This is a genomic window from Sphingopyxis sp. H073, from assembly GCF_001468395.1.
Classification (GTDB): domain Bacteria; phylum Pseudomonadota; class Alphaproteobacteria; order Sphingomonadales; family Sphingomonadaceae; genus Sphingopyxis.
On sequence record NZ_LNSG01000001.1, the window covers coordinates 323,779 to 346,672 of the forward strand.

Genomic DNA, 22,894 nt, shown 5'->3' on the forward strand with positions numbered 1-22,894 from the left:
GTATTGGTGCAAAGCAAACGGGGCGATGGCAACGTGGCCTCGCCCCGGATGAGCGCGCCTATACAGATTCGCGCGCGGAAATCAAGCTTGGCCGAGCTTTTCCAGCAACTCGCGTCCGAATTCGGTCAGCGTGTCGTCGCGCGCGCCGAGGATCAGGATGCGGTCGCCGGGCTTCGCTTCACCCAGCATCGCGGCGCCGCATTCGGCGCGGGTGGCGAGATGCACCGCGTCGCCGCCGCCTGCGACGATATCGGCGACGAGCTTTTCGCTGCCGACGCTGCGGTCGACGGTGCCGCCGAAATAGACGGGGTCGCTGACGTACAGCTTGTCGCCTTCGCGCATGCCCTTCGCAAAGCTCGCCGCGAGTTCGGCGCCCATCTGGCGGAGCGGGCCGTAGCCGTGCGGCTGGAAAAAGAGCAACGCGCGGCCGGGCAGTTCGGCGACCGCGGCGAGGGTCGCGGCAACCTTGTCGGGATTGTGCGCGAAATCGTCGATCGCGGTGACGCCGTTCGCCTGACCGAGCACCTCATAGCGGCGGGCGAGGCCCGCGAAGCTTGCGAGCGCCGCCACCGCCTCTGCGACGGGAACGCCGGCGGCGTGCGTCGCCGCAATCGCGGCGAGCGCATTGGCGGCATTGTGGCGGCCGGGCATCCGCAGGGCCGCGGCGCGCGCGGTGCTTTCGACATTCACGGTAAAGCGGCACCCATCGGGAAGGGCTTCGAAGTCGCTGCCCCGCACGTGCGCCGTGTCCGTGAAGCCGAAGGTGGCGACATTGGCGCCGACGAGCAACGGCGCTGATTCGGCGTCGTCGGCGTTGATAATCGCGACGCGTGCTTTCGCGGCGAAGTCGCCGAAGAGTTGGTGGAGCTCTTCGAGGCTCTTGTGGTCCAGGCTGATGTTGGTGACCACCGCAACGTCGGGCCGGTAAAGCGCGATCGACCCGTCGCTTTCATCGACTTCGCTGACATAGGTGGCGGCATCGCCGACGAGCGCGCTCGCAAAGGGCATCGCGTCGCTGGCGAAATTGCGCATCACCGCGCCGTTCATCACCGTCGGCTTGCGGCCCGCGCTTTCGAGAATCCACCCGATCATCCCCGTCACGGTCGACTTGCCGCTGGTGCCGCCGACGCCGATCGCCAGTTCGGCCTCGTTGAAGAGCGCGGCATTGAGGTCGGCGCGGGTCAGGCGCGGCAAGCCGAGCGCGTTCGCGGCGGCGACATCGGGCACGCTGTCCTCGACAGCGGCCGAAGCGACAAGTGTCTGCCCTGCGGCGACGCCGCTGCCGTCTTGCGCGAAGAGCGCGATACCCTGCCGTTCGATCCAGTCGAACTTGTCCGGCGAGCGCCCCTGGTCGCGGCTGCGATCGGAGCCCGCGACCGCGCTTCCGCGCGCCGCGACGATCATTGCGAGCGGCAGCATTCCCGACCCGCCGACGCCGCAGAAGAAATAGGATTTGTTTTCCGACATGGCGCGGCGTTATGGCCTTGAGGGAGGGTTTGCAACTGGCACTCGCCCCGATTTCCGTTCGTGTCGAGCGAGGTCGAGACACCTGTCGGGATGGCGCAAGGCTGAAGGGCATCTCGACTTCGCTCGATGCGAACGGATATGGGGGATTCATGCGTATAGGAATCGTCGCCCCCAGTACCCCCATCCTGCCCGACGATGCCGAGGCGGTGCGCGCGATCGCCAGCATTGGTTATCCCGATGTCGAGCTGGAATTCGACCCGCAATGTTTCGCGGTCCACGGCCATTTCGCGGGTGAGGACGGGCACCGTTTTGCGGCGCTCGTCGACATGGCGAACCGGCCCGATATCGAGGCGATCTGGTTTGCGCGCGGCGGCTATGGCGCCTGCCGCATCGCCGAGGATGCGGTCGCTGCGATGACTCCGGCGGCGCGCGGCAAGGCGTTCCTCGGCTATTCCGACCAGGGCAATCTGCTCGGCGCGCTCTATCGCGACGGCTTCGACCATGTCGCGCACGGGCCGATGGTCGCCGACATCCGCCGCACCGGGGGCGATGCTGCGATCGCGCGCGCGCTCGACTGGCTCGTCGCGCGCGATCCCGCCGCGTGCGAGCCGGGGCTCGGGCACGGCGCACGCCACGCGGCGTTCAACCTGATGACCTTGTCGATGCTGCTCGGCACCCCGCTCGAGCCCGATCTGTCTGGGCATATCCTGCTTGTCGAGGAGGTGAGCGAATATCTCTACGCCTTCGACCGCGCCTTCTTTCATGTCGCGACCTATCTCGCGCCGCGCGGGCTCGCGGGGATCCGGCTCGGCCGCGTCAGCGACGTGCCCGAGAACGACCGGCCGTTCGGGGTGGAGGCCGAGGACATCGCCCGCGACTGGTGCGCCCGCACCGGCATTCCGTATCTCGGCCGCGCCGACATCGGCCATGACGCGGCGAACAAGGTCGTACCCTTCGGCTTGCATCGCGCGGGGTGAGCGCATAGGCGCCCACTCGTCGCCCCCGCGAAGGCGGGCGCCGTTGTCGGCCTAACCCGACGGCGAAGTATAAACCTCCAGCGGCCCCCGCCTTCGCGGGGGCGACGATATAGGGACAGGGTCATGCGCGCATTCATCTTTCCGGGTCAGGGCAGCCAGTCGGTTGGCATGGGCAAGGCGCTCGCCGATGCATCGCCGGTCGCCCGCGAAGTGTTTCAGGAGGTCGACGAGGCGCTCGGTCAGAAGCTGTTCAAGCTGATGAGCGAAGGCCCCGAATACCAGCTCACGCTTACCGAAAATGCCCAGCCCGCGATCATGGCGAACGCGATCGCGACCTTGCGCGTGCTGGAGAAGGAAGGCGGCGTCACGCTCGCCGCCACGGCCGATTATGTCGCGGGCCACAGCCTCGGCGAATATAGCGCGCTCTGCGCCGCCGGTGCCTTCGACCTTTCGACGACAGCGCGGCTGCTCAAGACGCGCGGGCAGGCGATGCAGGCGGCGGTGCCCGTCGGCGTCGGCGCGATGGCGGCGCTGCTCGGCGCCGATATCGACACCGCGCAGAAGCTCGCCGATGCCGCGGCCGAGGGCGAGGTCTGCACCGTCGCCAACGACAATGACCCGTCGCAAGTCGTGATCTCGGGCCACAAGGGTGCGGTCGAGCGTGCGGTGGCGCTGGTCAAGGACTTCGGGATCAAGCGCGGTGTGCTGCTGCCCGTGTCGGCGCCCTTCCACTGCCCGCTGATGCAGCCCGCCGCCGATGCGATGGCCGAAGCGCTGGGCACGAACCCGCCCGCCGCACCGTTTGTACCCGTCGTCGCCAATGTCACCGCGAGCCCGGTCAGCGATGCCGGCACGATTCGCGACCTGCTGGTCAGCCAGGTCACCAGCCGCGTCCGCTGGCGCGAAAGCGTCGGCGCGATGGAGGAGATCGGCGTCGCACAGTTCGTCGAGTTCGGCGGCAAGGTGCTTTCGCCGATGGTCAAGCGCAGCGCGTCGGGCGAGGTGGAGACGGTCAGCGTGATTTCGATGGACGATATCGAGGCGCTGCTAAAAACGCTCTAAGCTTCAGATTTCAGGAGAATAACATGTTCGATCTCACCGGCATGACCGCCCTCGTCACCGGCGCTTCTGGCGGTATCGGTTCGGCCATCGCGCAGGCGCTTGCGGCGCAGGGCGCGCGGCTTGCGGTTTCAGGCTCCAACGCCGAAAAGCTGAACGCGTTTCGCGACACGCTCGGCGGCGATCATGTCGCGCTCCCGTGCAATCTCGGCGACGGAGCCGCGGTCGATGCGCTCGTTCCTGCGGCGGTCGATGCGCTGGGGCGGCTCGATATCCTCGTGAACAATGCGGGGGTCACGCGCGACAACCTGATCATGCGGATGAAGGACGATGAGTGGTCGGATGTCATCCGCATCAATCTCGAAGCGAATTTCCGTCTCGCGCGCGCCGCCGCCAAGCCGATGATGAAAGCGCGCTTCGGGCGCATCATCTCGATCACCAGCGTCGTCGGTGCGACCGGTAATCCGGGGCAGGCGAACTATGCGGCGTCGAAGGCGGGGGTGACCGGCATGACGAAGGCGCTGGCGCAGGAACTGGCAAGCCGCGGCGTCACCGCCAATTGCGTCGCGCCGGGCTTCATCGCCACCGCGATGACCGACGATCTGCCCGAGGCGCAGAAGGAGGCGCTGAATCAGCGCATCCCCGCGGGCCGGATGGGCGAGGGGAGCGATATCGCCGCCGCCGTGGTCTATCTCGCGTCGAAGGAAGCGGGCTATGTTACCGGCCAGACCTTGCATGTGAACGGCGGCTTGGCCATGCTCTCCTGACGGATTGATCCGTGGGGGTGGAAGGAACAGGTTGATGTTCAGGACTTTGGCGGGAAGCGCGGCTTTGGTGCTGGCGGCGATCTCAGGAGCGGCGTCGGCGCAGGAAGGCGCAAAGTTCGACTGCCCGTTCGCCGCATCGGCACCGGCCTTCCGCGCTTCGCTTGGCGAAGCGATGGTGGGGCAGGGCGATCCTGCCGTGCGAAGCGCGCTGGTCGAGCAGCTTCGCAAGACCGTCGATGGCTGCGTCGCCAGCCAGGGGGTCGCCGAAGCGCAGAAAGCCGATTATTTCGATTATAGCCTCGCGCGGATTTCGCGCGAATGGCTGATCGGCGCCATTGCCCGAGCGAACCTGAAGACGGAAATCGTGGATAAGGCGCTCGATTTCGGGCCGGGCCGCGCGAACCCCGACCTGTCGGGCGACATGACCGAAGACCAGATCGTCCTGATCGTTCAAGGCTATGTCAACGCCGGGGTCGACATCGAAAAGGTCGACCAGTCGGTCTGGGAAAAGGTCGGGGCCTATGCGGCGGCTACCTCGATCTATTGGAACAAGCGCCAGCGCCTGCCTTTTTGAACCTTCGACAGTGGCCGGGTCCGGCGGCGGCGCCGGACCCGGCCGCCGCCGGGCGCGCCGATATCAGAAGCTCGCCCGGGCGGTGATGCGGATATCGCGGCCGGCGAGCGGCACATAATCCTTGGTGAAGCTCGCGTGACGGCGGGCGTCGACGTCGAAGATATTGTCGGCGGCGAGTGTCAGCGACAGATTCTTCGTGTCGGGCAGCGGTCGCCAGGTCAGCGATGCATTGACGAGCGTGAAGCCCTTCGTCGCCGTCTCGAACGGCGCGATGCGGGTCTGGTCGTCGGTCCATTCGACCTCGGCGCGCGCGTCGATGCGTTCGCTCGATGCTTCGAGCCCGCCGCGGATGCGCAGCGGCGGGATGCGCGGCACATAGGGCCCGTCGACGATCTTCGCGCGCGTCATGTCGGCCGTGGCATCGGCGGCGATGTGGAAGCCGCCGACCTGCGCGATCGGGGCGGCGCCCTCGAACTCGAAGCCCCAGGTGCGCGCCTTGTTCTGGCGGAATTCGAACAAGGGCAGGTCATCGGCGATCAGGCCGGTGTCGGTTTCATAGATGAAATTGTCGAACCAGCTCGCATAGCCGGTGATCCCCGCCGACCAGCCGTCGCGCTTGAATTTCAGCGATGCTTCGCCGCCCCAGCTCGTTTCCTTGGCGAAGTCGGGGTTGCCGCGCTCATAGGTCAGCGTCGCGGCGTGCGGACCGTCCGACAGCAGCTCTTCCGCCGACGGCGCGCGCTCGCTGCGCGAGACCGAGAAGCTCGCCTTCAGGCCGTCGGCGAGCTGGTAGGACAGACCCGCCGCACCCGAAAAACTGTCGAACGAGCGATCGAAGCCGATGCTGTTTGCCGTCACCTTCGAATTTTCGAAGCGCAGCGCACCCTCCAGCGTGACGGGGCCGCGTTCGAGTTCCTGCAAAGTGAACGCCGCGATGCGCGTCGTCTCGTTCGCCGGCAGGAACGCTTCGTCGCCGATCGCCGCGAAGTCGCGGAAGCTGTACTGGATGCCGCTCGCCCCGCGCCAGCCGCCACGGTCGTTCTGCGCCAGTTCGGCGCGCGCCTCGATCCCCTTGTTGGTGAAGCGCGTTCCCGGCTCGCCATCGTCGAATTCGGTGTGGGCATAGTCGGCATAGGCGCCGCGCACGCGCAGCTTTTCGAACAGCCCGTCGCCCAGCTCGACCTCGCCGCGCAGGTCGACGCGATATTGCCGCGCCTTGATCGTCGGCACTTCGTCGATGTCGGCGCGCGGCGGGATGCCGTAATCATCCTCGAGATAGCCGAAGCTGATGCCAAGCGAGCCGCCGTCGTCGATGAAGGCGGCGCCGACGCCCGCGCTCTTGCTGGTGCTCTGGCTGTTTGGCACCTTGCCGCGGCTGTTCGCGGCATCGGTCAGACGCGTCGCTTCGGCAGCGTCGCCATCGGCGTTTGCGTCGGCGGCGAGGTCGAGCAGATGTGCACGCAGTTCGGGTGCATAAATCAGCCCGCCGACACGGACATTGTTTGAATCGCGGTAATTGCCGTCGGCATGGACGACGAAGCGCTCGCCCAGCGGCACGTCGACCGACGCGCCGATGCTTTTGTCGTCGGCAGCGGTGCCATAGCTTGCGAGCGCATCAAGATGGAGCGGCGCTTCGGGGATGCCGCGCGGGATTCGCCGGTCGAAGACATTGACCGCGCCGCCGACCGCCTGGCTCGAAAAGAGCAGGACCGAGGGACCGCGCAGGATTTCGATGCGCTCGGCGGTCAGCGGGTCGATCGACACCGCATGGTCGGCCGAGGTCGAGGAGGCGTCGATCGCGCCGAGCCCGTCGACGAGCACGGCGGCGCGCTCACCCGAAAAACCGCGCAGGATCGGGCGCGAGGCGCCGGGCGAGAAGCTGCTCGACGACACGCCGGGCTGCGAGGCGAGGGTGTCGCCGATCTGGCCGCGGATGTCCTGCGCCAGCTTTTCGCCTTCCATCACCGAGACGTTGCCGAGGATGTCGAGGCTGCGCACGAAGGGCGCGGTGACGACGATCGCCTGGTCGGTATGATAATCGTCGTCGCCGGTCTGCGGCGCCGTATCCTGGGCAAAGGCGGGGGCGGAAATCAGGACAGCAAGGGTGAGACCGGCGGCGGAGAGCAGTCGCATGTAGGGGAGATCCTGTTGTTCGTGACGTGAATTCGGGCTCGCAGTAATGTTATACTGTCACAAACGCAACCCGCCGCGCTTCGCCCGAAATGCCGTTCGTCGGCGTTCGTGCTCCGTTGGTCGACAAAGGCGCGCGATGGCGCTTCCTAGAGAAGCTGTCTTGCGGCGCCGCGGGCTGCACCTTAGATCAGGGCCATGACCATTGCCAGAACGAGCCTCGAGCTGATCGGCAACACCCCGCTGGTGTTGCTCGAAGGGCCGAGCAAAGCCACCGGGTGCGAAATCTGGGGCAAGTGCGAATATGCAAACCCCGGCGGATCGGTGAAGGATCGCGCCGCGCTTTATATCGTCCGCGATGCAGAGGCGAACGGGAGCCTGCGCCCCGGCGGCACGATCGTCGAGGGAACCGCGGGCAATACCGGGATCGGGCTCGCGCTCGTCGGCAACGCGCTGGGGTACAAGACGATCATCGTCATGCCCGACAACCAGAGTGCCGAGAAGATGGCGACGATCCGTGCGCTCGGTGCCGAACTGGTGCTGGTGCCGCCCGCGCCCTTCGCCAACCCCGGTCATTTCGTCCACACCTCGCGCCGGATCGCCGAGGAAACCGACAATGCGATCTGGGCGAACCAGTTCGACAATATCGCGAACCGCAAGGCGCATATTTTCGGCACCGCCGAGGAAATCTGGGAACAGATGGAGGGGCGCATCGACGGCTTCACATGCGCCGCGGGAACCGGCGGTACCATCGCGGGGACGGGGCTTGGGCTCAAGGCCAAGGACCAGACTATCACCGTTGCGCTCACCGATCCGCACGGCGCCGGACTCTATAATTATTACCAGTGCGGCGAGTTGAAACCCGAAGGGTCGAGCGTGGCCGAGGGTATCGGCCAGAACCGCATTACCGCCAACCTCGAAGGCGCGCCGATCGATACGCAGTTCCGCATCTCGGACGAGGAGGGGCTGAAGATCGTCCGCCAGCTGCTCGACGAAGAGGGGCTGTGCCTCGGCCTATCGTCCGGGATAAATGTCGCCGGCGCGATGGCGCTCGCGCGAAAGCTCGGGCCGGGCAACCGGATCGTGACGATCCTCTGCGACAGCGGCTTTCGCTATCTGTCGACGCTCTACAATCCCGAATGGCTGGCAAGCAAGGGGCTGGCGGCATGACTAACAAGACAACCGCAGCCCGGTCGGGCGTCGAATCGCCGCCGGTGCAGGTCAGCGATTCGGTGCGCCGGCTCCAGATCGGCATTGCGGGTGTGCTGACGGTCTTGCTGCTCGTCGGCATGGCGGGGCTGATCGGCGATCGCGCCCGCGAAAGCGCCGCGCAGCAAGCCGCCCCCACTGCGCAGGCGGTCGCGCCCGGCGCGACGACGCCCGCGGGCAGCGCCCCGCTCGAGGAATTGGGGGTCCAGCCGGTCTCGAAGGACCAGAATGTGCCGAGCGACGCCAAGGCGCCGCAGGCGGCGCCGGTCCCGCCCACATCGACGGTGCCCGACCTTGAACCCGATCCGGCGCTCGCACGGGCTCGCCAATCGAAGCAGTGACGCGCGGCGGATCGCTTGCGCTGCGCGCTGCGGCGGCGGCGCTTGTCGCGTTGTCGCTCGGATGGATCGTCGGCGGGCAATGCGCGCTTGGACGGGTCGATCCGGCGCTGTCGCTTCCGCTGGTGGCCCTGCCGACGCTGATACTCGTATGGAGCCGGCGCTCCGCTACGCGCGGCGAACGGTGGCGGGCGATCGCGCTCTCCCTGCTCATTCTCCTCGCGGCACAAACGATTGTGGCCCTCGCCATGTCGGATGGATCGCCGTGGCTCCAGCTCGCGCTGGTTGCCGTGGGATGGATGCTCGCCGCAACGGTCGCCGACACACTCGTCCAGCGGCGGAGGGGCGCGGCGCTGACCTTCTTCATGGCGGCGCTGTTCGTCGCCGGCTGGTTTGCCGCCGGGCATGTGCTGCTCGCCGCGCTTTACCGGCCCGCCATTGCGTCTGGGCCGCCCGTCACCCTGCTCACGGGTCTGCCGCTGCGCTGGTCGGCGGGCGAGGATATGGCGGCGATGATAGCGGCGGGCACGAACGAGGATCCGGTGCTGGCCCGTCTGCGCGCGAGCGGGCCGGTCGAGATTGTCGACAGCCTCGTCGATCATCCGCCGGCGTCCGGTGGCGCGCTGCTCCTCGCGCATCCGCGCGCGCTGGCGCCGCAGGAGCTGGTTGCGATCGACGCCTTCGTGCGCGGCGGCGGACGCGCCGTCATCCTCGCCGATGCGTTGACGGGCTGGCCGGTGCGCCATCCGATCGGCGATCCGCGCAATCCGCCGGTGACGAGCCTGCTGACCCCGTTGCTCGACCATTGGGGCGTCACGCTCGCTGCCGCGCCGGCTGGCGAGAAAGGGCGGTCGGTGGACGTCGAGCGCGCAAGGCTGCGGCTGTTCAGCGCCGGCCGCTTCGAACGCCTGCCGCCCGCGTGTCAGGCGTTCGCTGCCAGCCGCATTGCGCGATGCCCGATCGGCCGCGGCGAGGTCTGGCTCGTCGGCGATGCCGACCTGCTCTTCGCGCCGCTGTGGCAAAGCGATCCCGTCTGGGCAAACCATCTGCGCCGGGCCGACACGATGGAATGGCTCGCCGCCCGCTTGTGGCCCGACGCGCCGCGCGCCCTACTCCGTCCGCTATGGGCGCGATTGCCCGCCGAATAAGCGCCTCAAAGCAGAGACTTCCCAAGCTCCGGACGCCAATTCACCGCCGCATGCCCGTGGTTGCCCCGGCGCGCGGTTTGTTTTCGCGCGCCCCGACCCGTCGGGTTGCTCGATTCACCCCAAAATTACCCTTCTGGGGCATAGATTCCCCATACTACCCTAAATTTCCCCTTTTCACCCCGATAGAGTCTTGATAGGCAGGAGTCGGAGAGGGGCAATCTCCACCTGAGTCTTTCGGCGCGGAATCGGTGATTCCGCGGGCAGGAAATTATTGCCCGGAGGCGCGAGACGGGGGGCTACAGCGATGGCGGTTGTTACGCCCGGCCGGTATTCGGGCACCAACTTCGCCGCGATCGATGGCAAGGGACGCATCGCCGTCCCCTCGCAGTTCCGCAACAATGTGCCCCTCAATGCGGACGGCCAGCGCGTGCTTTGGGTCGGTTTCCACGAAAAACTGCCGTGCCTCGTCGCCTATGGCCAGGATCAGTATGATCGCCTGTCCGACGAGATCGAGCGCGACCGCGACACCGCGCTGACACGTAACCTCGATTTCGACGAGGACGAGGCGTTCAAGAAGCGCTTCAGCTATACCGAGGCCTATACGCTCGACGACAGCGGACGCTTCCTGCCCAACTTCACCGCGCGCGACCGGGTGGGTGAGGCGGGGGCGACCGCCTTCGTCGGCTCGGGCCGCCGTTTCGAAATCTGGTGGTTGCCGAGCCTAGCCGAATGTGTCGAGGCCGACCCGGTCCTCAAGCGGCTCGCGACGGCATGGGAAGAAACGAAGGGGAAGGCGCGAAAGTGACCGAGCTTGCCCCCGACCTTCCTCGGGATCCCCGCCACGACCCGGTCCTCCGTGAAGAAGTCATCGCCGCCCTCGCCATCCTGCCCGGGGAGCGTCATGTCGATGCGACTTTCGGTGCCGGCGGCTACACCCGCGCGATGCTCGCGGCGGGCGCGGCCGTCATTGCCTGCGACCGCGACCCCGATGCGATTGCCGCAGGGCAGGCGCTCGTCGCCGAAGCCGACGGCCGCCTGACGCTGATCCACGGCCGCTTCGGCGAGATCGACCGCCTGCTCGCCGAGCGCGGGATCGACGCGGTCGACGGCATAACCTTCGACATCGGCGTTTCGTCGATGCAGCTAGACCAGGGCGAGCGCGGCTTCTCGTTCCAGAAGGACGGCCCTCTCGACATGCGCATGGCGCAGGAGGGCGAAAGCGCCGCCGACTGGCTCAATCGCGCCGACGAGGGAGAAATCGCCGACGTCCTCTATCATTATGGCGACGAGCGCCAGTCGCGCCGCGTCGCGCGCGCGATCGTCGCCGCGCGCCCGCTCAGCCGGACGGCCGAGCTCGCCACTGTGATCCGCAAGGCGCTGCGTCATCCGCCCGGCGCGCCGAAGGATCCGGCGACGAAAAGCTTTCAGGCCATTCGTATCCACATCAATGGCGAACTCGACGAGTTGGTCGCGGGGCTGAGTGCCGCCGAGCGCATCTTGCGTCCCGGCGGCCGCCTCGCGGTGGTCAGCTTCCACAGCACCGAAGACCGGATCGTGAAGAATTTCCTGCGCGAACGCAGCGGCGGCGACGCCGGTGGTTCGCGGCACCGGCCCGCGCGTTCAACCCCCGCGCGGGCCGCAACTTTCGATACCCCGGCGCGCAAGGTGCGCCCCGGCAAGGCGGAGGAAGCTCGCAACCCGCGCGCGCGTTCGGCGACGCTGCGCAGCGCGGTGCGCACCTCGGCCCCCGCCTGGCCCGAAAACTCGACGAAGGAGTCCATGTCATGCTGATGGCGGCGCGCAAGCTACAGGGGATCGGCCTGGTCCTGCTCGTGCTCATCTTCGCGATGATGCTCTACCCCGTCTCGCTGAAGGTGGCGGCGACGCGCAGCGAGCTGACGCGCGTCGAGCGGCAGATCGACCGGACGCGGGCGAACATCCGCTATCTCGAATCCGAACTCGCGGTGCGCGCTTCGATGCGCCAGCTCGAACAATGGAACGCCGAGAGCTTCGGCTATTCGGCGCCGTCGGCGTCGCAATATCTCGCCAACGAACGCCAGCTCGCTTCGCTCGAAGGCCTGCCGCGCGCCCGCGGCGCCAACGAGGTCGCGCCGGTGCTGATGGCGATGGTCAGCCCGGTCGGTGCGACCGCAGCAACGCCGGCGACAACCAAGGACGAGACCGTGAAGCCCGCCGCCATCAAGCCCGCGACGGTCAAGCCCGTGATCCTCGCGCAGGCCGAAACCAGCGTCCGCAGCGACGTCGCGCCGCGCATGGCGCCGACCCGCCGGCGCGAGCAGCTCAAGATGATCGAGGACCAGCTCCTCGCCGAATCGACGCTCGCCGACCTTAAGAAGGCGGCGGCGCGCGAAGCAAGGGAGGGCAAGGCCGCCCAATGAACACGCTGGTCGTCCGTCCGACCCGGGTCCGAACCGCAGGGGTGCGGCAGCAGATCCTGCTGACCGCGCAGCAGCGTCTGATGATGCTGATGCTGCTGTTCATGGCGGCGTTTTTCCTGATTTCGGTGCGCCTGCTCTATTTCGCGCTGTTCGATACCTCGTCGGGGCACGGCAATGGCTCGGCGGCGTTCATTCCCGCGCGCGCCGATATCGTCGACCGCAACGGCGTGCCGCTGGCGCGGACGATCGACGGCTATTCGATCCGCGTCGTGCCTTCGAAGCTGCTCAACAACCGCCAATATCTGGCCGACGAGCTGGTCAAGATCTTCCCCGACACCCCGCGCGAGGAATTTGTCGCAAAGCTGTCGGGTTCGAAGCCCACCTATATCCGCCGCCGCGCGCTGCCCGACCAGGTCGCGGCGGTGAACGCGATCGGCGACGTCGGCTTCGACTTCCCGCGCGAGAAGGAACGGCTCTATCCGCAGCTCACGCTCGCGGCGCACGTCCTCGGCTTCACCGATGCCGAAGGTCACGGCGTTACCGGCATTGAGGGCGCGTTCGACAAGCGGCTGATCGACAAGGCGACGCGCGGCGAGCCGCTGACGCTGTCGATCGACGCGCGCGTCCAGGGTGTGCTCGAAAGCGAGCTTTACAACGCGGTAACGAACCTCGAAGCGATCGGCGGGGCGGGCGTCATTCTGGATGTCCACACCGGCGAGGTGCTGGCGATGACCTCGCTGCCCACCTATAATCCGAACAAGCTGGTCGCCGCCGACGCGCCCGCGCGCCGCAACGCCGTGACCTATAATCTTTACGAACTCGGGTCGACGTTCAAGCCGCTGTCGATCGGCGCGGCGATCGACGACGGCGTCGTCACCAGCATGGCGCGGCGCTATGACGCCAGCCAGCCACTCGCGATCGCGGGCTTCCGTATCCGCGACAGCCATCCCGGCCGCTGGTACAACGTCCCCGAAACGCTGATCCAGAGCTCGAACATCGCGACCGCGCGCATCGCCGACGAACTCGGGCGCGAAAAGATGGAAAAGCTGTTCCGCAGCCTCGAATTCAACAAGCGGCCGGAGATCGAACTCAAGGAACGCGCCTTTCCGTTGTGGCCGCGCGACTGGGGGCGGCTGACGACGATGACCACCGCTTATGGCCATGGCATCGCCGTCACCCCGCTGCATCTCGCGAGTGCCTATGCCGCGCTCGTCAATGGCGGCCTCTGGCGCCCCGCGACGCTCGAGAAGCTGGGCGACAAGGCGCCGCCGCGGGGTCGCCGCGTGTTCAAGGCGTCCACCAGCGCGCGGATGCGCCAGCTTCTTCGCCTCATCGTCACCGACGGCACCGGCAAACAGGCCGACGCGCCGGGTTTCCGGGTGGGGGGCAAAACCGGATCGGCTGAAAAGCCGGGGGTCGGCGGCTATCGTCGTAGCTCGGTCGTCGCGACGTTCGCCGCCGCCTTCCCCATGGACAATCCGCGCTATGTCGTCGTTGCGATGGTCGACGAGCCGAAGGGCAATGCCTATAGCTCGGGCCAGCGCACCGCCGGCTGGACTGCGGCGCCGGTGGTCAAGAAGGTGGTGATGCGCGCGGGGCCGATGTTGGGCGTCTATCCCGACGAAAGCCGCGACGTCGACGTATCCGAACTCATTCCGCTCGTTCGGAGAGACGGGGAAAACGAATAATGCGTCTCTCCGCGCTGCTCGGCGATCATGGCGCGGCAGGCGAGGGTCCGGTGGTAACCGGGCTCGCAATCGACCATCGCAAGGTCGCGCCGGGCACGATCTTCGGCGCCTTCGTCGGCGAGAAATTCAATGGCGAGGACTTTATTCCCGCCGCGATCGCTGCCGGCGCCATTGCGATCGTCGCGCGGCCGGAAGCGAAGGTCGAGGGCGCGGTTCATATCGCCGACGCCAATCCGCGCCGCGCCTTCGCGCATATCGCCGCGCGCTTCTTCCACCGCTTCCCGGCGACCTGTGTGGCGGTGACGGGGACCAACGGCAAGACCTCGACGGTCGAGATGACGCGCCAGCTCTGGCGCATGGCGGGCTTCAACGCCGCGTCGATCGGGACGCTCGGCATCACGACGTCGCAGGACAGCGCCTCGACCGGTCTCACGACCCCCGACATCGTCACCTTCCTGTCGAACATGTCGGGGCTGGCGGCCGAGGGCGTGACGCACGCGGCGTTCGAGGCGTCGAGCCACGGGCTCGACCAGTATCGGACCGAGGGACTGACGGTGAAGGCGGCCGCCTTTACCAACCTCAGCCACGACCATCTCGACTATCATGGGACGATGGAGGCCTATCTGGCCGCCAAGCTCCGCCTTTTTACCGAAGTGGTCGAGCAGGATGGCGCGGCCGTCGTCTGGGCGGACGACGAATATTCGGCGCCGGTGATCGAAGCGGTGAAGGCACGCGGCGTACGCCTGTTGACCGTCGGCGTGCATGGCGATGCGCTTCGCCTCGTCTCGCGCGAACCGACCCAGCTCGGCCAGTCGCTCGTCATCGCGGCAGGCGACCTCACGCAGAAGGTCAATCTGCCGCTGATCGGCGCCTATCAGGTCGCCAATGCGCTCGTGTCGGCGGGACTCGTCATCGCGACCGGCGGCGATGTCGGCCAGACGCTTTCGAACCTTGCGCGGCTTCAGCCGGTGCGCGGTCGCCTCGAGCGCGCGGCGATCACCAGGGCGGGGGCGCCGGTCTATATCGACTATGCGCACACGCCCGATGCGATCGAAGCGGCGCTCGATGCGCTGCGTCCGCACGCGGGCGGGCGGCTGATCCTGGTCTTCGGCGCCGGCGGCGACCGCGACCAGGCGAAGCGGCCCGAAATGGGCAAAATCGCGGCGGCCAAGGCCGATCTGGCGATCATCACGGACGATAATCCGCGCGGCGAAGACCCCGCTGTCATCCGCGCCGCGATTGCCGAAGGCGCTCCGGGCGCCCGGATCATCGGCGACCGCCGCGCGGCGATCGCCGCCGCGATTGCCGAGGCTCGCGCCGACGACATCGTCTGCATCGCGGGCAAGGGGCACGAACAGGGCCAGATCGTCGGGTGCGGTGAGGAAATGCGCGTCATTCCGTTCGACGATGTCGCGGTCGCGCGCGAGGAAGCGGCATGACTGCGCTCTGGACCGCACGCGCCATCGCTGCGGCGACCGGTGGAACCGCGACCGCCGACTTCACCGTAAACGGCGTCGCCTTCGACTCGCGCGAGGTGACGAAGGGCGACCTCTTCATCGCGATGAAGGGCGAGGCGACCGACGGTCATAAATTCATCGACAAGGCGATCGCGGCGGGCGCCGCCGGGATCGTCTGCGAAACCGAGATCGACTTTCCGCACGTCCGTATCGCCGACAGCGTCGCCGCACTCAACGCGCTCGGCATCGCGTCGCGTGCGCGCAGCCATGGCCGCATCATCGGGGTCACCGGATCGGCGGGGAAGACGGGTACGAAAGAGGCGCTGTTCGCCGCGCTCGATCGTTTCCGGCCCGGCAAGGCGCATCGTTCGGTCAAGAGCTACAACAATCATGTCGGCGTGCCCCTCAGCCTGTCGCGGATGCCTTCGACCGCCGATTTCGGCGTGTTCGAAATGGGGATGAACCATGCCGGCGAGCTCGCGGCGCTGACGCGCATGGTGCGCCCGCACGTCGCGATCGTCACCACCATCGCCCCCGCGCACATGGAATTCTTCAGCGGCGAAGAGGCGATCGCCGACGCGAAGGGCGAGATTTTCGAGGGGCTCGAACCCGGCGGCACCGCGATCGTGCCGTTCGACAGCCCGCATTACGCCCGCCTCCGCGCCAAGGCCGAACAGCACGCCGCGCATATCGTCAGCTTCGGGCTGGGCGAGGGCGCCGACGTCCGCGCGGTCGACTGGCTGTCCGACGGGCAGGGCGGATCGCTCGTCACCGCGCAGGTGCAGGATGCGCTCCTCTGCTTCACCATTTCACAGGCGGGGGCGCATTGGGTGTCGAACGCGATGGCGGTGCTTGCGGCGGTGAAGGCGGTCGGCGGCGATCTGCCCGCGGCGGGGCTCGCCTTTGCCGAGATGGGCGGGCTCGCGGGGCGCGGGGCGCGTCATCGGGTCCCGGTTCCCGGCGGCCATATCCTCGTCATCGACGAGAGCTACAACGCCAATCCCGCTTCGATGGCTGCGACGATCGGCCAGTTGGCGACCGAATCCGGTGACCGGCGGATCGCGATTCTCGGTGCGATGCGCGAGCTTGGGCCGGGCAGCGAGGCCTATCATCAGGGGCTCGCGGCTCCGCTCGTCGCGGCCGGGGTGCAGTTCGCCCTGCTTGTCGGCGAAGAGATGGCGCCGCTCGCCAAAGCGCTTGAGGGGCGTATCGATTTCGAGCATGTGGCCGCGCACTCGGCCGCGAATGGGCGGCTGAAGGACTTGATCCGCCCCGGCGACACGGTGCTGGTCAAGGGGTCGAACAGCGTCGGCCTGTCGCATGTCGTGACGGCGCTGACCAACGGGGATTATTGATGCTGTACTGGCTGGCGGAATGGCTTGGCTTTCCGGGGGTTCTAAATCTCATCCGCTATCTGAGCTTCCGCTCGGGCGCGGCGGTCGCCACGGCGCTGATCATCGGCCTCTGGATCGGGCCGCGCTTCATCCTCATGCTGCGGATGCGGCAGGGGAAGGGGCAGCCGATCCGCGACGACGGCCCGCAGAGCCATCTTGCGAAAAAGGGCACGCCGACGATGGGCGGCCTGATGATCCTGATATCGCTGATGATTTCGGCGCTGCTGTGGATGGACCTGTCGAACCGTTTCGTCTGGGCATGTATCTTCGTGACCGGCGGCTTTGCGCTCGTCGGCTTTCTCGACGATCTCGACAAGGTCACGAAGGCCAGCCACCGGGGGATTCCGGGGCGCGTGCGCCTGCTGGTCGAGTTCCTGATCGCCGGGGTCGCGGTGGTGCTGATCGTGTCGCGCACCGGTACCGACCTGTATCTGCCTTTCTTCAGCGGCGTGGTGCTCGAACTCGGGCCCTTCTATTATCTCTTCGCGATGGTACTGATCGTCGGTTTCGGCAACGCGGTGAACCTCACCGACGGGCTCGACGGGCTCGCGACGTTCCCGGTGATCATCGCCAGCCTGACTTTCCTCGTCATCGTCTACCTGTCGGGCAACGTGAAGTTCGCTGGCTACCTCGGCATCCCGCACGTCCCCGGCGCGGGAGAGCTTGCGGTGTTCGCCGCCGCGATCATCGGCGCGTGCCTCGCCTTCCTGTGGTTCAACGCGCCGCCCGCGGCGGTGTTCATGGGCGACACCGGCAGCCTCGCGCTTGGCGGCGCGCTCGCGACGATCGCGGTGACCGCGCAGCACGAGCTCGTCCTGGTCCTCGTCGGCGGGCTGTTCGTGGTCGAGGCGCTGTCGGTGATCATCCAGGTGTTCTGGTACAAGCGGACGGGCAAGCGCGTCTTCCGCATGGCGCCGATCCACCATCATTTCGAACAACTCGGCTGGCCCGAATCCACAGTGGTCATCCGCTTCTGGATCGTCTCGATCGTCCTCGCGCTCGCGGGGCTCGCGACCTTGAAGCTCCGGTGATCACCTCGCGCGTCTTTGCCGGCCGCCGTTACGCGGTTCTGGGACTGGCGCGCTCGGGGCTGGCGACCGTCGAGGCGCTCGTCGCCAGCGGCGCGGGGGTCACCGCATGGGACGAACGCGAGGAGGCGCGCGACGATGCAATGGCGCTGGGCGCCGACATCGGCAATCCGCTCGATATCGACCTGATCGGCTTTGCCGGCGTCGTCGTCTCGCCCGGCGTGCCGCTCAACCGTCACCCGATCGCCGCGCACGCGCGCGCGACGCACGTGCCCGTGATCGGCGACATCGAACTCTTCGCAGAGGCGGAGGGCGCCCTGCCGCCGCACAAGGTCGTCGGCATCACCGGCACCAACGGCAAGTCGACCGTCACGGCGCTGGTCACCCACATGCTCGAAAGCGCGGGCGTGCCGACCCTGATGGGCGGCAACATCGGCCTGCCGATCCTCAGCCGCGATCCGCTGCCCGAAGGCGGCGTGTACGTCCTCGAACTGTCGAGCTACCAGATCGACCTGTCGCACAGCCTCGCCTGCGACGTCGCGGTGCTGACGAACCTCAGCCCCGACCATCTCGACCGCTACGACGGCTTTGCGGGCTATGCTGCGTCGAAGGCGCGGCTCTTCAGTCTCCAGCACCGCGATCAGGTCGCAATCGTCGCGACCGACGACGATCCGTCGCGGATGATTGCGGGGCGCATCAATCATCGTCTCCACCGCGTCTCGGCAAAGGATATCGATCCCGTCGATCAGGCTCGCTGGCCCGCGCTGCAGGGGCCGCACAATGCGCAGAACGCCGTCTGCGCGATCGCGGTCTGCCGCGTGCTCGGATTGAACGACGAACAGATCGAGCGGGGGCTCGCGACCTATAAATCGCTCCCGCACCGGATGGAATTGGTCGGCGAAGCCCATGGTGCCCGCTGGTTCAACGACAGCAAGGCGACCAACGCGGCTTCCGCTGCACCGGCGCTGGCGGCTTTCCCGCCGGCGCCGGACCAGCGTTTGCACTGGATTGCCGGGGGGCAGGCCAAGGGCGACGGGCTTTCGGCCTGCCGTCCCTGGTTCGGACACGTCAAGCGCGCCTATCTGATCGGCGAAGCGATGGACGCCTTCGCGGCCGAGATCGGCGACGCGATCCCGGTCGAGCGCTCGGGCGACCTTGCGGCCGCGGTGGGGCAGGCGGCGGCGCTGGTCGCGCCGGGCGACGTGGTGCTGCTCTCGCCCGCCTGCGCCTCGTTCGACCAGTTCAAGGATTATGAGCAGCGCGGGGACATGTTCCGCGACCTTGTACGGGCGCTGGGGCGTGAGTGACGAGATGCGCGGGGGGAGCGAACCGATGGATGCAGCCGAACGACCGGTGATCGCCGCGACGACGCGGACGGCGAAGCGGCGCGGACCGCGCCTCAGCCGCGCCGACCGCACCCCGCTCGGCCTGTGGTTCTGGGAAATCGACCGCGTGCTGCTGCTGCTCGTTTCGATGCTGATTGCGACCGGGCTCGTCGCCGTCGCGGCTGCCTCGCCCGTGGCGGCGCAGAAACTGTCGACCACGACCGCCAGCCTCGACCCGCTCTATTATTTCTATCGCCAGCTAATGTGGGTCGTCGTCGGCGTCCCGGTAATGCTCGCAGTGTCGATGCTGCCCAAGGCGCAGGCGCGGCGTTTTGCCATCTATGGCACCATCGCCTTCATGGCCCTGCTCTTCCTCGTGCCATTGATCGGCACAACGGTGAACGGCGCGCAGCGCTGGATCGGCAGCGGCATCTTCCGCCTCCAGCCGTCGGAGTTTCTGAAGCCGTTCTTCGCGGTCACGCTCGCGTGGATCCTGTCGCTGCGCCTCCACGACCAGAGCCTGCCCGTTGTCCCCTTGTCCTTCCTGCTCACCGGCGTCATCGGGGTGCTGCTGATGGGCCAGCCCGACCTCGGGCAGACGATCATCTTCATCGGAACCTGGCTGGTGCTCGTTATGGTCGCCGGGCTTTCGATGCGGATCATCGGCGTCCTCGCCGCAAGCGGCCTTGCCGGGATCGTCGTCGCATACTTCACCTATTCGGTCGCGCATCAGCGCATCAACAGCTGGCTGTTCGGCGAGGGCGACAGCTTTCAGGAGGACAAGGCGCACGCGACGATCACCGCCGGCGGGCTCATCGGCTCGGGCCCCGGCGCGGGGCTCGCCAAGTTCAAGCTGCCCGAAGCGCATACCGACTATATCTTCTCGGTGATCGGCGAGGAGTTCGGGATCATCGCGTGCATCGCGATCGCGGTGCTGTTTCTCGCGATCATCGTCCGCGTGCTGGTCCGCCTGCTCGACGAGGAGGACAGCTTCCTGATCCTCGCGGTCGCGGGGCTGATCGCGCAGTTCGGCGGACAGGCGACGATCAATATGGCAGTGAACACCCAGCTCTTCCCGTCGAAGGGCATGACCCTCCCCTTCATCAGCTATGGGGGCTCGTCATTCATCGCTTTGTCGATCGGTATGGGTTTGCTCTTGTCGCTGACCCGCCGGAACCCCTATGCGGCGCGGGTGTCCCTCACCCGCAACTGGAACAATAGATGACAGCGACCCGCCACTTCCTCCTCGCCGCCGGGGGAACCGGGGGGCATATGCTGCCCGCCTATGCCCTCGCGGGCGAGCTGATCGCGCGCGGGCACCGCGTGGCGCTGGTGAGCGACGATCGCGGCCTCAAGATTCCGGGCGCCCCTGCCGATCTCGAAACGCATGTCCTTCCCGCCGGCCGCGTGTCGGGCGGCCCCGTCGGCTGGGTCAGGGCGGCGCTCGCGATCCGCAAGGGGCGCCGCATGGCCATCGACCTGATCGAGGAATTCGATCCCGCCGTCGTCGTCGGCTTCGGCGGCTATCCCTCGCTCCCCAGCCTGCTCGCGGCGGGCGCGACCAGGCGCCCGCGGGTGATCCACGAACAGAATGCCGTGCTCGGCCGCGTCAACCGGTTGATGGCGCCGCGCGTCGACGCAGTCGCGGTTGCCTATCGCAATATCCAGCGCTTTCCGGCGGGGCATGAGCTCAAGAAGCATATCACCGGCAACCCGGTGCGCGACGAGATCGCCCAAATCCGCGACGATGGCTTCCCGCCGCTTCCCGAGGACGGCATCGTCCGCTTGCTCGTCGTCGGCGGCAGCTTGGGCGCCACGGTGCTGAGCGATGTTGTCCCCGCCGCAATCGCGATGCTGCCGCGCGCGCTGCTCGACCGGCTGCAGGTCGTGCAGCAGTGCCGCGAGGACGATATCGAGGCGGTGCGCGCCAAATATGCCGACCTCGGCGTCGCTGCCGAATGCGCGCCCTATATCGAGGATTTTCCCGAGCGGCTGCGCTGGGCGCATCTGGTGATCGCGCGCGCGGGCGCATCGACCGTTGCCGAGCTCGCCTGCGCCGGGCGTCCCGCGATCTTTGTCCCCTATCCGCACGCGATGGACAATCACCAGACCTACAATGTCGTCGATCTGGTCGAGGCAGGGGGAGCGATTTCGTTCCAGCAGCCCGATTTTACCGCGGCAGAGGTTGCGAAGCATATCCAGCGCATGGCGCTCGAACCCGGCGCGCTCGAAGAGGCGGCCGAACGCGCCGCGAGCTGCGGTCTTCCGAACGCGACGCGCGACCTTGCCGATCTTGTCGAGTCGCTCGCCGCACCGCCGATGATGGACGTGATCCGCGTCGGATCGCCTTCGCGCGGCGCTGCCGTTGCGTCCGGCGTCGCCGCGACGCGCGCGGGAGAACGCTGATGCGCGGCGTTGCGACCGATATCGGCATCATCCACTTCATCGGCATCGGCGGCATCGGCATGTCGGGGATCGCCGAGGTGATGCACAATCTTGGCTATCAGGTGCAGGGCAGCGACATCGCCGACTCCTATGTGGTCGAGGGACTTCGGGGGCGCGGGATCAAGGTCGCGATCGGCCACGACGCGTCGAACGTCGACGGCGTCGCGGTCGTCGTCACCTCGACCGCGGTCAAGCGCGGCAATCCCGAGGTCGAGGCGGCGCTCGCGCACCGTATCCCGATCGTCCGCCGCGCCGAAATGCTCGCCGAGTTGATGCGCCTCAAGTCGACCGTCGCGATCGCCGGCACGCACGGCAAGACGACGACGACCAGTCTCGTTGCGGCGCTGCTCGACGCCGGCGGGATCGACCCGACGGTGATCAACGGCGGCATCATCAACAATTATGGTTCGAACGCGCGCCTCGGGGCGAGCGACTGGATGGTGGTCGAGGCCGACGAGAGCGACGGCAGCTTCCTCCGCCTCGACGGGACGATCGCGGTCGTCACCAACATCGATCCCGAGCATCTCGACCATTATGGCAGTTTCGACGCGATCAAGGACGCCTTCGTCGAGTTTATCGAGAATGTGCCCTTCTATGGCGCGGCGATGCTCTGTCTCGACCATCCCGAGGTGCAGGCGATCATCCCGCGCATCCGCGACCGCCGCATCGTGACCTATGGCTTCTCGGCGCAAGCCGATGTGCGCGGCACCAATGTGACGCCCGGCCCCGACGGCAACCGCTTCGACGTCGTCGTGCGCGACCGCGACGGGAACAGCCGGACGATCGAGGGCATCCACCTGCCGATGTCGGGTCGCCACAATGTCCAGAATGCGCTCGCGGCGATTGCGGTCGCGCTGCACATGGGCGTCAGCGACGACAAGATCGCCTCGGGCTTCAAAGGCTTCGCCGGGGTCAAGCGCCGCTTCACCAAGGTCGGCGAGATTGCGGCCGAAGGTGGAGTCGTAACGGTGATCGACGATTACGCCCACCACCCGGTCGAGATCCGCGCCGTGCTCTCGGCCGCGCGCGAAGGGGCGGGGGCCGGGCGCGTCGTCGCGGTCGTCCAGCCGCACCGCTTCACGCGGCTGCGCGATCATATGGATGATTTCCAGCAGGCGTTTAACGACGCCGATATCGTGTTCGCGCTGCCCGTCTATGCGGCCGGGGAAGCGCCGATCGACGGCGTGTCGTCGGATGCGCTGGTCGCGGGCCTGCGCGACCGCGGTCATCGCCAGGCGAATGTCGTGGCGGATGCCGGGACGCTGGCTGGGAGCATCGCGGATAGCATCAAGGCGGGCGATCTCGGTGCGGGCGATATGATCATCTGCCTTGGCGCGGGTGATATTACGAAGATGGCGGCGGGGCTGGCGAGCGCGGTGGAGGGGCAGAAATGACCCTTTCCTTCACTCGTCATGCTGAACTTGTTTCAGCATCCATGGCCGGTCTTCTCGATCAACGCGGCGCATGTTTCGAGGTCCGGCCATGGACC

Annotated in this window: 20 protein-coding genes; 18 read left to right on the forward strand and 2 right to left on the reverse strand. The window is 67.3% G+C overall.

Annotated elements, in window-relative coordinates; translation table 11 throughout:
• Positions 1-81: 81 nt before the first annotated feature.
• On the reverse strand, positions 82-1,467 hold the full coding sequence (locus ATE64_RS01660; RefSeq protein ID WP_058454642.1) for a Mur ligase family protein: 1,386 nt from the start codon (positions 1,465-1,467) through the stop codon (positions 82-84).
• Positions 1,468-1,616: 149 nt separating this feature from the next.
• Between ATE64_RS01660 and ATE64_RS01665 the strand changes: the two genes are divergently transcribed.
• The 4 genes from ATE64_RS01665 (at position 1,617) to ATE64_RS01680 (ending at position 4,844) form a co-directional block, all read left to right on the forward strand.
• Positions 1,617-2,444: an LD-carboxypeptidase gene (locus tag ATE64_RS01665; RefSeq protein ID WP_058454641.1), complete on the forward strand. Its 828-nt coding sequence runs from the start codon at positions 1,617-1,619 to the stop codon at positions 2,442-2,444.
• Positions 2,445-2,567: 123 nt separating this feature from the next.
• Positions 2,568-3,506 (forward strand): ACP S-malonyltransferase, encoded by a 939-nt coding sequence (fabD, locus tag ATE64_RS01670; RefSeq protein ID WP_058454640.1) that lies wholly within the window; start codon positions 2,568-2,570, stop codon positions 3,504-3,506.
• 23 nt (positions 3,507-3,529) lie between these two features.
• Positions 3,530-4,270, forward strand: coding sequence for a 3-oxoacyl-[acyl-carrier-protein] reductase (gene fabG, locus ATE64_RS01675; protein ID WP_058454639.1), 741 nt, complete (start codon positions 3,530-3,532; stop codon positions 4,268-4,270).
• 34 nt (positions 4,271-4,304) lie between these two features.
• Positions 4,305-4,844, forward strand: coding sequence for a hypothetical protein (locus ATE64_RS01680; protein ID WP_058454638.1), 540 nt, complete (start codon positions 4,305-4,307; stop codon positions 4,842-4,844).
• 63 nt (positions 4,845-4,907) lie between these two features.
• Here the strand turns inward: ATE64_RS01680 and ATE64_RS01685 are convergent, their stop codons facing one another.
• Entirely contained in the window at positions 4,908-6,977 is a 2,070-nt protein-coding gene (locus tag ATE64_RS01685; RefSeq protein WP_058454637.1) for a TonB-dependent receptor, read from the reverse strand.
• A 195-nt stretch (positions 6,978-7,172) separates the two neighbouring features.
• Here ATE64_RS01685 and ATE64_RS01690 point away from each other — a divergent pair, with 195 nt between their 5' ends.
• The 14 genes from ATE64_RS01690 to murC all read left to right on the forward strand — a co-directional run bounded on the left by ATE64_RS01690 (position 7,173) and on the right by murC (position 22,799).
• The gene (locus ATE64_RS01690; RefSeq protein WP_058454636.1) at positions 7,173-8,144 is read left to right on the forward strand and encodes a cysteine synthase A; all 972 of its coding nucleotides are present in this window, start codon (positions 7,173-7,175) and stop codon (positions 8,142-8,144) included.
• Entirely contained in the window at positions 8,141-8,524 is a 384-nt protein-coding gene (locus tag ATE64_RS01695) for a hypothetical protein (RefSeq protein WP_058454635.1), read from the forward strand. Before ATE64_RS01690 ends, ATE64_RS01695 begins: the two co-directional genes overlap by 4 nt.
• The gene (locus ATE64_RS01700) at positions 8,521-9,669 is read left to right on the forward strand and encodes a Gldg family protein (protein ID WP_058454634.1); all 1,149 of its coding nucleotides are present in this window, start codon (positions 8,521-8,523) and stop codon (positions 9,667-9,669) included. Before ATE64_RS01695 ends, ATE64_RS01700 begins: the two co-directional genes overlap by 4 nt.
• A gap of 304 nt (positions 9,670-9,973) precedes the next feature.
• A complete protein-coding gene (locus ATE64_RS01705) occupies positions 9,974-10,474 on the forward strand; it encodes a division/cell wall cluster transcriptional repressor MraZ (protein ID WP_058454633.1) in 501 nt (166 codons plus the stop codon).
• Complete coding sequence (gene rsmH, locus ATE64_RS01710; protein WP_058454632.1) at positions 10,471-11,460, forward strand: 16S rRNA (cytosine(1402)-N(4))-methyltransferase RsmH; 990 nt, start codon at positions 10,471-10,473, stop codon at positions 11,458-11,460. Before ATE64_RS01705 ends, rsmH begins: the two co-directional genes overlap by 4 nt.
• A complete protein-coding gene (locus ATE64_RS01715; RefSeq protein ID WP_058454631.1) occupies positions 11,454-12,068 on the forward strand; it encodes a hypothetical protein in 615 nt (204 codons plus the stop codon). Before rsmH ends, ATE64_RS01715 begins: the two co-directional genes overlap by 7 nt.
• A complete protein-coding gene (locus ATE64_RS01720; protein WP_058454630.1) occupies positions 12,065-13,756 on the forward strand; it encodes a penicillin-binding protein 2 in 1,692 nt (563 codons plus the stop codon). Before ATE64_RS01715 ends, ATE64_RS01720 begins: the two co-directional genes overlap by 4 nt.
• Positions 13,756-15,195 (forward strand): UDP-N-acetylmuramoyl-L-alanyl-D-glutamate--2,6-diaminopimelate ligase, encoded by a 1,440-nt coding sequence (locus ATE64_RS01725; protein ID WP_058454629.1) that lies wholly within the window; start codon positions 13,756-13,758, stop codon positions 15,193-15,195. The genes ATE64_RS01720 and ATE64_RS01725 overlap by 1 nt, the downstream gene beginning before the upstream one ends.
• Entirely contained in the window at positions 15,192-16,568 is a 1,377-nt protein-coding gene (gene murF / locus ATE64_RS01730) for a UDP-N-acetylmuramoyl-tripeptide--D-alanyl-D-alanine ligase (protein WP_058454628.1), read from the forward strand. Before ATE64_RS01725 ends, murF begins: the two co-directional genes overlap by 4 nt.
• Positions 16,568-17,638 carry a phospho-N-acetylmuramoyl-pentapeptide-transferase gene (mraY, locus tag ATE64_RS01735; protein ID WP_058454627.1) on the forward strand — a complete coding sequence of 357 codons (1,071 nt, stop codon included), beginning with the start codon at positions 16,568-16,570 and terminating at the stop codon, positions 17,636-17,638. The genes murF and mraY overlap by 1 nt, the downstream gene beginning before the upstream one ends.
• A complete protein-coding gene (gene murD, locus ATE64_RS01740; RefSeq protein WP_058454626.1) occupies positions 17,635-18,942 on the forward strand; it encodes a UDP-N-acetylmuramoyl-L-alanine--D-glutamate ligase in 1,308 nt (435 codons plus the stop codon). The genes mraY and murD overlap by 4 nt, the downstream gene beginning before the upstream one ends.
• A gap of 25 nt (positions 18,943-18,967) precedes the next feature.
• Positions 18,968-20,185 carry a putative peptidoglycan glycosyltransferase FtsW gene (locus ATE64_RS01745; protein ID WP_167541728.1) on the forward strand — a complete coding sequence of 406 codons (1,218 nt, stop codon included), beginning with the start codon at positions 18,968-18,970 and terminating at the stop codon, positions 20,183-20,185.
• Positions 20,182-21,366, forward strand: a complete 1,185-nt coding sequence (gene murG / locus ATE64_RS01750; protein WP_058454625.1) for an undecaprenyldiphospho-muramoylpentapeptide beta-N-acetylglucosaminyltransferase — start codon at positions 20,182-20,184, stop codon at positions 21,364-21,366. The genes ATE64_RS01745 and murG overlap by 4 nt, the downstream gene beginning before the upstream one ends.
• Positions 21,366-22,799 carry a UDP-N-acetylmuramate--L-alanine ligase gene (gene murC / locus ATE64_RS01755; RefSeq protein ID WP_058454624.1) on the forward strand — a complete coding sequence of 478 codons (1,434 nt, stop codon included), beginning with the start codon at positions 21,366-21,368 and terminating at the stop codon, positions 22,797-22,799. The genes murG and murC overlap by 1 nt, the downstream gene beginning before the upstream one ends.
• Positions 22,800-22,894 lie beyond the last annotated feature (95 nt).

What these genes read in the sequence shown, in the direction of transcription:
- ATE64_RS01725 (WP_058454629.1), top strand. Translation starts at nt 13,756, where the DNA reads ATGCGTCTCTCCGCGCTGCTCGGCGATCATGGCGCGGCAGGCGAGGGT.
- ATE64_RS01685 (WP_058454637.1), bottom strand. Translation starts at nt 6,977, where the DNA reads ATGCGACTGCTCTCCGCCGCCGGTCTCACCCTTGCTGTCCTGATTTCC.
- ATE64_RS01665 (WP_058454641.1), top strand. Translation starts at nt 1,617, where the DNA reads ATGCGTATAGGAATCGTCGCCCCCAGTACCCCCATCCTGCCCGACGAT.
- ATE64_RS01695 (WP_058454635.1), top strand. Translation starts at nt 8,141, where the DNA reads ATGACTAACAAGACAACCGCAGCCCGGTCGGGCGTCGAATCGCCGCCG.
- ATE64_RS01715 (WP_058454631.1), top strand. Translation starts at nt 11,454, where the DNA reads ATGCTGATGGCGGCGCGCAAGCTACAGGGGATCGGCCTGGTCCTGCTC.
- ATE64_RS01680 (WP_058454638.1), top strand. Translation starts at nt 4,305, where the DNA reads ATGTTCAGGACTTTGGCGGGAAGCGCGGCTTTGGTGCTGGCGGCGATC.
- ATE64_RS01690 (WP_058454636.1), top strand. Translation starts at nt 7,173, where the DNA reads ATGACCATTGCCAGAACGAGCCTCGAGCTGATCGGCAACACCCCGCTG.
- murC (WP_058454624.1), top strand. Translation starts at nt 21,366, where the DNA reads ATGCGCGGCGTTGCGACCGATATCGGCATCATCCACTTCATCGGCATC.
- mraY (WP_058454627.1), top strand. Translation starts at nt 16,568, where the DNA reads ATGCTGTACTGGCTGGCGGAATGGCTTGGCTTTCCGGGGGTTCTAAAT.
- fabD (WP_058454640.1), top strand. Translation starts at nt 2,568, where the DNA reads ATGCGCGCATTCATCTTTCCGGGTCAGGGCAGCCAGTCGGTTGGCATG.
- murG (WP_058454625.1), top strand. Translation starts at nt 20,182, where the DNA reads ATGACAGCGACCCGCCACTTCCTCCTCGCCGCCGGGGGAACCGGGGGG.
- ATE64_RS01705 (WP_058454633.1), top strand. Translation starts at nt 9,974, where the DNA reads ATGGCGGTTGTTACGCCCGGCCGGTATTCGGGCACCAACTTCGCCGCG.
- murF (WP_058454628.1), top strand. Translation starts at nt 15,192, where the DNA reads ATGACTGCGCTCTGGACCGCACGCGCCATCGCTGCGGCGACCGGTGGA.
- fabG (WP_058454639.1), top strand. Translation starts at nt 3,530, where the DNA reads ATGTTCGATCTCACCGGCATGACCGCCCTCGTCACCGGCGCTTCTGGC.
- ATE64_RS01720 (WP_058454630.1), top strand. Translation starts at nt 12,065, where the DNA reads ATGAACACGCTGGTCGTCCGTCCGACCCGGGTCCGAACCGCAGGGGTG.
- ATE64_RS01660 (WP_058454642.1), bottom strand. Translation starts at nt 1,467, where the DNA reads ATGTCGGAAAACAAATCCTATTTCTTCTGCGGCGTCGGCGGGTCGGGA.
- ATE64_RS01745 (WP_167541728.1), top strand. Translation starts at nt 18,968, where the DNA reads ATGGATGCAGCCGAACGACCGGTGATCGCCGCGACGACGCGGACGGCG.